The organism is Archangium sp. (assembly GCF_036388035.1).
Lineage (GTDB): Bacteria > Myxococcota > Myxococcia > Myxococcales > Myxococcaceae > Archangium.
On record NZ_DASVSO010000712.1, the window covers coordinates 1 to 6,504 of the forward strand.

At 69.8% G+C, this 6,504-nt stretch carries 5 protein-coding genes; 1 reads left to right on the plus strand and 4 read right to left on the minus strand.

Annotated features, from left to right (window positions below; genetic code table 11):
• The 4 genes from VF697_RS29310 to atpH all read right to left on the minus strand — a co-directional run.
• Positions 1-1,295 (minus strand): PAS domain S-box protein (locus VF697_RS29310; RefSeq protein ID WP_331100041.1); only part of this gene is annotated, 1,295 nt, incomplete at its 3' end.
• A 273-nt stretch (positions 1,296-1,568) separates the two neighbouring features.
• Entirely contained in the window at positions 1,569-3,116 is a 1,548-nt protein-coding gene (gene atpA / locus VF697_RS29315) for a F0F1 ATP synthase subunit alpha (RefSeq protein WP_331100042.1), read from the minus strand.
• Between the two features lie 165 nt (positions 3,117-3,281).
• Complete coding sequence (locus VF697_RS29320; protein WP_331100043.1) at positions 3,282-4,766, minus strand: PAS domain-containing sensor histidine kinase; 1,485 nt, start codon at positions 4,764-4,766, stop codon at positions 3,282-3,284.
• Positions 4,767-4,921: 155 nt separating this feature from the next.
• Positions 4,922-5,467 carry an ATP synthase F1 subunit delta gene (gene atpH / locus VF697_RS29325; protein WP_331100044.1) on the minus strand — a complete coding sequence of 182 codons (546 nt, stop codon included), beginning with the start codon at positions 5,465-5,467 and terminating at the stop codon, positions 4,922-4,924.
• Positions 5,468-5,627: 160 nt separating this feature from the next.
• Here atpH and VF697_RS29330 point away from each other — a divergent pair.
• Positions 5,628-6,504, plus strand: an 877-nt coding sequence (locus tag VF697_RS29330) for an Hsp70 family protein (protein ID WP_331100045.1), incomplete at its 3' end; no start/stop codon positions are given.

Genomic DNA, 6,504 nt, shown 5'->3' on the forward strand with positions numbered 1-6,504 from the left:
AGTACGGCATCGAACAGGTGGCTCTCGGCCTCGGCCTTGGCGGCGGCCTGTTGCGCGCGCGCCTCGCTCTCGCGCAGCGCCTGCTCCGTCAGCTTGCGCTCGGTGATGTTCTTGAAGACGATCGCGACCTGCCGGCTCTCCGGGTCGCCCGCGCGGGAGGCGAACACCTCGAACCAGCGATTCATCGCCGGGGCATGATTCTCGAAGCGGATGGCTTCGCCCGTGAGCGCCACGTTTCCGTAACGCGTGAACCAGGACGCGTCGAGTTGGGGAACGAGCTCACTGACCCGCTTGCCCACGGCGTTCGCGAGCCCGGTGTGGCTCTCGAAGGCGGCGTTGGTCTCGAGGAACAGGTAGTCGATGGGCTCGCCGTGCGCGTCGAAGATCATCTGCACGAGGGAGAAGCCCTCATCGATGGATTCGAAGAGCATCCGGTAGCGGCGTTGCGAGGCGTGCAGCGCCTGCTCGGCATGGACCTGGCTCGTGACGTCGCGGGTGATGACGACGGCGAGCAGCTGCCTTCCCGCCTCATCCCGAATGGGCGCTCCACTGAAGTCGATGTGCCACGCCTGCCCGGTATCCCGCCGCCGGGCGCGGAGCTGCCAATGCGTGAGGGTTTCTCCCCGCAGCACCCGCGAGACAGGCCACTCCGCCACCGCAAGAGGCCGTCCATCGTCGAGGGACAGCTCATAGATGTCCGCGAAGAACGCGAGATCGCGCTTCATCTCCTCGGCACTCGCGAAGCCGTTGATCCGCGCCTCCGCCTCGTTGAGGAGGACCACGTTGCCGGCCATGTCGAAGACGACGACGCCGTCGGCCATCGCGTTGATCACGGCCTCGAGCTGCGCCCGGGTGCTGTCGGGGGGAGTGGCGCTCGACGTCCGCCAGGGAGCGAAGCGATCGAGCGCATCCTCGATGGCCTGGGTCAGCGCCCGAGCATTCAGCGTGCTCCTCTCCACGCACTCCATGGCGCCAGCCCGCAGCGCCGAGCGTCTCAGCTCACGCCCTTCCGCCGGGGTGTCCGTGAGGAGGATGACCGGGCAGGGCGGGACAAGACGCTCCCCTCGGAGCGCTGCCAGAACCTCGAGCGCATTCAGTCCTGGCGGCTCGTGCGCGAGCAGCACGCAGTCGGGCGTCGCGGCATTGGCGGTGAGCCACCGTACCCCAGCCGCGCCGGTCTCCAACTCGACGAACTCGTAGCGCTGTTCGGCTCCACGCTCCAGCATCCGGCGCAGCTCGGAGCGGAGCCCGGCGTGGTCGGCGATGATCAGGAGCTTCCAGGTCTGCCCGCGCACGTCGATGACCTCGCAAGGAATGACGACTCAGGGGAAACCCACCACGACCGAGCCCCATTTAGCGCATGGGCCCCGGGCACGCTCCTGTTGCGGGGCGCTGTCTCCGCGCATGGGGACGCTTCCAGGGCCGCCCGACAGCTTCAGGACCCACCTGGCGCTCGAAAGGGCACGCCCTCGCTCTCCAGGCGCGAGGGGCGTGGAAAACACGAAGCCCCGCGTCCCTGGGGAGGGAGCGCGGGGCCCGGGTGAGGCAGCTACCCCGGAGGGCGCTGATTAGACCTTGGCGCCAGCCGTGGGCTGGAACACGTCGTTGAACTCGGCGATGGCCTTGTTCAGCGCGGCCTTGATCTCATTGGTCAGCTCGCGCTTGGACGAGATGTCCTTGGCGATCTGCGGGTAGCGGCCGTCGGCGAACTCGATGAACTCGCGCATCCAGCGCACCACGTCGCTCACCGGCACCTGACGGATCCACCCGCGCTTGTTGGCGTCCTCGCGGTTGGTGGCGGCGTAGAGCTGCATGACCTGCTTCTCGACGGGCATGGGCTCGTACTGGCCCTGCTTGAGGACCTCCACGAGGCGGGCGCCACGCGCCAGCGTCTCCTGGGTGGCCTTGTCGAGGTCCGAGCCGAACTGCGCGAACGCGGCCAGCTCGCGGTACTGGGCGAGGTCCAGCTTCATCGTACCGGCCACCTGCTTCATGGCCTTGATCTGCGCGGCCGAGCCCACGCGGGACACGGACAGACCGACGTTGATGGCGGGACGCACGCCCGAGAAGAACAGGTCCGTCTCGAGGAAGATCTGCCCGTCGGTGATGGAGATGACGTTCGTCGGGATGTAGGCGGACACGTCACCGGCCTGCGTCTCGATGATGGGCAGCGCGGTGAGCGAGCCGGCGCCCTCGGCGTCGGACAGCTTGGCGGCGCGCTCGAGCAGGCGGCTGTGGATGAAGAACACGTCGCCCGGGTAGGCCTCGCGTCCCGGCGGCCGGCGCAGCAGCAGCGAGAGCTGGCGGTACGCCACGGCCTGCTTGGACAGGTCGTCGTACACGATGAGCGAGTGCATCTTGTTGTCGCGGAAGTACTCGCCCATGGCCACGCCGGCGTACGGCGCGAAGAACTGCATGGGGGCCGGGTCCGAGGCGTTGGCCGTGACGACCACGGTGTACTCCATGGCGCCGGAGCGGGTGAGCTTCTCCACCACCTGGGCCACGGTGGACTGCTTCTGACCGATGGCGACGTACACGCAGAAGACGTTCAGGCCGCGCTGGTTGATGATGGCGTCGATGGCGACGGCCGTCTTGCCCGTCTGGCGGTCACCGATGATGAGCTCGCGCTGACCGCGGCCGATCGGAACCAGGGCGTCCAGGGCCTTGATGCCCGTCTGCAGGGGCTCGTGCACGCTCTTGCGCTTCACGATGCCGGGGGCCTTCACCTCCAGCTTGCGCTGCTCGGTGGCCTGGATGGGACCCTTGCCGTCCACCGGCTCGCCGAGCGCGTTCACCACGCGGCCCAGCAGGCCCTTGCCCACGGGAACCGAGGCGATGGTGCCGGTGCGCTTGACGACGTCACCCTCACGGATCTCCTTGAAGTCACCCATGATGGCGACGCCGACGTTGTCCTCCTCGAGGTTGAGCACGAGGCCGCGCACGCCGTTGGAGAACTCCACCAGCTCGCCGGCCAGCACGCCCTCGAGGCCGTAGACACGGGCGATACCGTCGCCCACGGAGAGCACGGTCCCGGTCTCGGCGACGGTGACCTTCTTGCCGTAGTCCTTGATCTGCTCCCGGATGATTCTGCTGATCTCGTCGGCGCGGATTTCCATCTTGCGTCCTTGCACAGGGGCGGCCGGTGGGGATGCCGCCAGGAAAGCTGAATATGGCCGGGCCCCCTTAGCACGCGGACCCCCCCACCGCAACGCGCAAGGGCGTGCCGGGGCACACGTTGTCATCGGCCCTGTAAGAGCCGCTGGGGGGAGGGGTTTTCCCCTCTAGGCGCCGGGGGCGTGGCGGGGGAGCCAGACGATGAAGCGCGTCCCCAGTCCCACCCCGGACTCCACCGAGATGCGGCCCCCATGGGCCACCACGATCTGCCGAGCGATGTATAGGCCCAGGCCGAGACCGTCGCCACTGGCGCGCTTGCCGCGCTTGAAGGGCTCGAAGAGGGTCGCCCGCTCCTCGAGCGGCACGGGAGGCCCTTCGTTGCGCACCGTGAGGGTGATGCCACCGTCGGAGGCCTCGGAGAGCTTCACCTCCACCGGCGTGTCCTCGGGGCTGTGCTGAAGCGCATTGCCCACGAGGTTGTCCAGGAGCTGCCCGAGCCGCGACTCGTCCCAGCTGCCCCGCATGTCTCCCTCCACGCTGGAGGAGATGAGCCGGGTGGGGTGCGACACCTGGAACTCCTCCACGGCGCGCTCCAGCACCTTGTCCAGGGACAGGGGGGTGGGCCGCACGGGGATGCCACCGGCCAGCCGGGCCCGGGTGTAGTCCAGCAGCTCGTGGATCATCCGCTCCATGCGCTTGGCGGCGGCGGCCACGTGCGCCACCTGGCGCGACTGGGTGTCGTCGAGTCCACCGGCCCGCTGGAGCGCCCCCACGCTGAGCGTGATGGCGTAGAGGGGGGTGCGCAGGTCGTGCCCCACCACGCCGAGGAGCTGCTCGCGGAAGGCATCGGCGCGGGTGGTGGCCTCCTCGGAGGCCTTGCGGGCGCTGATGTCCCACACGGCCGTCATCCGCACGGTGCGGCCGGCGTGCTCCACCTGCCGGCCCAGCACCTCCAGGAAGAGCCGCTTGCCGTCGGAGCGCAGGCCCGTCACCTCATAAGGGGCCTCCACCTGCCGGGCGACCGCGCGCTGCACCGCCTCGCGGGACTCCGGGGCGATCCATCGCGACATCTGCTGGCCGGCCATCTCCTCGGGCGTGCTCCCGAAGAGGTTGGCCAGGAAGCTGCTCGCCTCGAGGATGACGCCCTCCTCATGGAGGAAGAAGCCGTCGCAGGAGACGGCGACGAGGCCGCGCATCCGCGCCTCGCTCTCGCGCAGGGCCAGCTCCCGCTCCACGCGCTCCGTCTCGTCCTCCAAGAGGAGGCTCACGCCCGAGCGCAGCCCGCCCGTGCTGGCCGGGAGCACCGACACCCGCAGGTGGCGCACCCCGTGGCCGTTGGGGTTGCCCAGCGTGCCGGACACCTGGGCGCCCGTCACCGACTCGCCCGCCATGGCGCGCGAGAGCAGCGGCTTCAGCCCGGGGGCCAGACCCGGCCACACCTCGTCCACCGTGCGGCCCTCGAACAGGGCGCCGGGCATGCCGCTCAGGGTGATGAGGGCGGTGCTGATGAAGCGGAAGCGCAGCTCCCGGTCCAGGAAGGCCAGACCCAGCCCCGAGGCCTGGAGGAGGGCGCCGATGCAAGGCACGGCCTCCTCGGGCAGTGATGGGGCCGGAGCGCCGGCATGGGAGAGGTGGAGGACGGGCTGCGCCATGGGAGGAGACACGGGCCTGGGAACCCGTGAACCCACCATATCTCTTCCCGGTCCCGCTGGGAATACCGGGCTTGCAGGGAAGTGCGAGGGACCCGACAACGCTGGACTGCCGGGGAGTCCACCGGCCGTGCGAGCGGCCCCTCGCTCAGGGCGAGCTAGCGCTGCTTGAGCTGACGGCGCATCTGCTCGAGCTGGGTGCGCAGGGTGCCGTCATAGAGGGTGCTGCCCACCTGGGCGGCGACGCCCCCGAGGACGGTGGGGTCCACCTTGGCCTCGAGCACCACATTGCGCTGGGTGAGCGTCTTGAGGGTGCCGGCGAGGCTCTGGAGGGTGTCGGCGGAGAGCGGGACGGCGCTCGTCACCTGGCCGCGCACGCGACCGGCATGGGCATCGGCCATGTCGCGGTAGAGGCGGGCGATGTCCGGCAGGTACCCCAGGCGGTTGCGGTCCACCAGCAGGCGCAGGGTGTTGGCGAGCACGGGCTCCACCTTGCCGAGGGCCTTGAGGAGGGCTTCCACCACGCTGGCGCGCTGCTCGCGGCTGAAGGCGGGGTTGAAGAGGACGTCCGCCAGCTCGCGATTCTGGGCGAGCGCGCCGGAGAAGGAGGAGAGCTGCTCGGACACCGCATCGGCGCGGCCAGCTTCAGTGGCGACGTCGAGGAGCGCGCGGGCGTAACGGCGGGCGATTGACACGTTCACCATGGCGCGGCGGCCCTTAGCACGCCCCCCGGCCAGGGGCAACGCCGGGCACGGCTCTTGTCCACGGTCTCCAATAAGTTCCCTTGCGACTGTCCCCGGCGGGTGGGGCGGCGCGGAGGGCCTCTGGACCCGCGCAACTCCGGCGTATCATGCGAAATCTCCAATGCGCGAACCCGTCATCGGCATCGACCTGGGCACCACCAACAGCGCCGTGGCCACCGTGGAGGATGGCCGGCCGCGCCTCATCCCCTCACGTTCGGGAGGTCGGCTGACGCCCTCCGTCGTGGGCCTCACGCCGAAGCTGGGCGAGCGGGTGGTGGGCACCAAGGCACAGGCACTCGCCGAGGAGCACCCCGAGTGCGTGGTGTGGGCCACCAAGCGCTTCATCGGGCGGCGCTTCACCCCGGAGCTGGTGCAGGCGGCGAAGGCGGTGGTGCCCTACCCGCTGGCGGGCGGCAACACCGGGGACGTGCGCGTGAAGCTGGCCGGGCGCACCCTGCCGGTGACGCAGGTGGCGGCGATGATCCTCGGGGAGCTGAAGCTGGACGCCGAGGCGTACTTCGGGCGCCCGGTGAGCAAGTGCGTCATCACTGTCCCGGCCAACTTCGACGACGGGCAGCGCCAGGCCACGCGCGAGGCGGCCACCATCGCCGGGCTGGACGCCATCCGCCTCATCAATGAGCCCACGGCCGCGGCGCTCGCCTACGGGCTGTCCAAGGGCTTCCAGGGCCACGGGCTCGTGTTCGACCTGGGCGGTGGCACCTTCGATGTGACCGTCCTGGAGATCACCGACGGTGTGTATGAGGTGAAGGCCACCGGGGGTGACCCCGCGCTGGGCGGCGAGGACTTCGACCTCAAGATCGTGGACTGGCTGCTGGCGCAGGTGGACGACAACCACCGCGAGCTGGTGCACCGCGACGCAGTGTCCATGCGCAAGCTGAAGGTGGCGGCGGAGCAGGCCAAGCGCGAGCTGTCGGAGTACAACGAGACGCTCATCTCGCTCACGGGGCTGGGAGACCACACCCAGCCGACGCGCAAGC

Excerpts from the sequence above, each read along its gene's own strand:
- atpH (WP_331100044.1), bottom strand. The coding sequence starts at position 5,467 with ATGGTGAACGTGTCAATCGCCCGCCGTTACGCCCGCGCGCTCCTCGAC.
- atpA (WP_331100042.1), bottom strand. The coding sequence starts at position 3,116 with ATGGAAATCCGCGCCGACGAGATCAGCAGAATCATCCGGGAGCAGATC.
- VF697_RS29320 (WP_331100043.1), bottom strand. The coding sequence starts at position 4,766 with ATGGCGCAGCCCGTCCTCCACCTCTCCCATGCCGGCGCTCCGGCCCCA.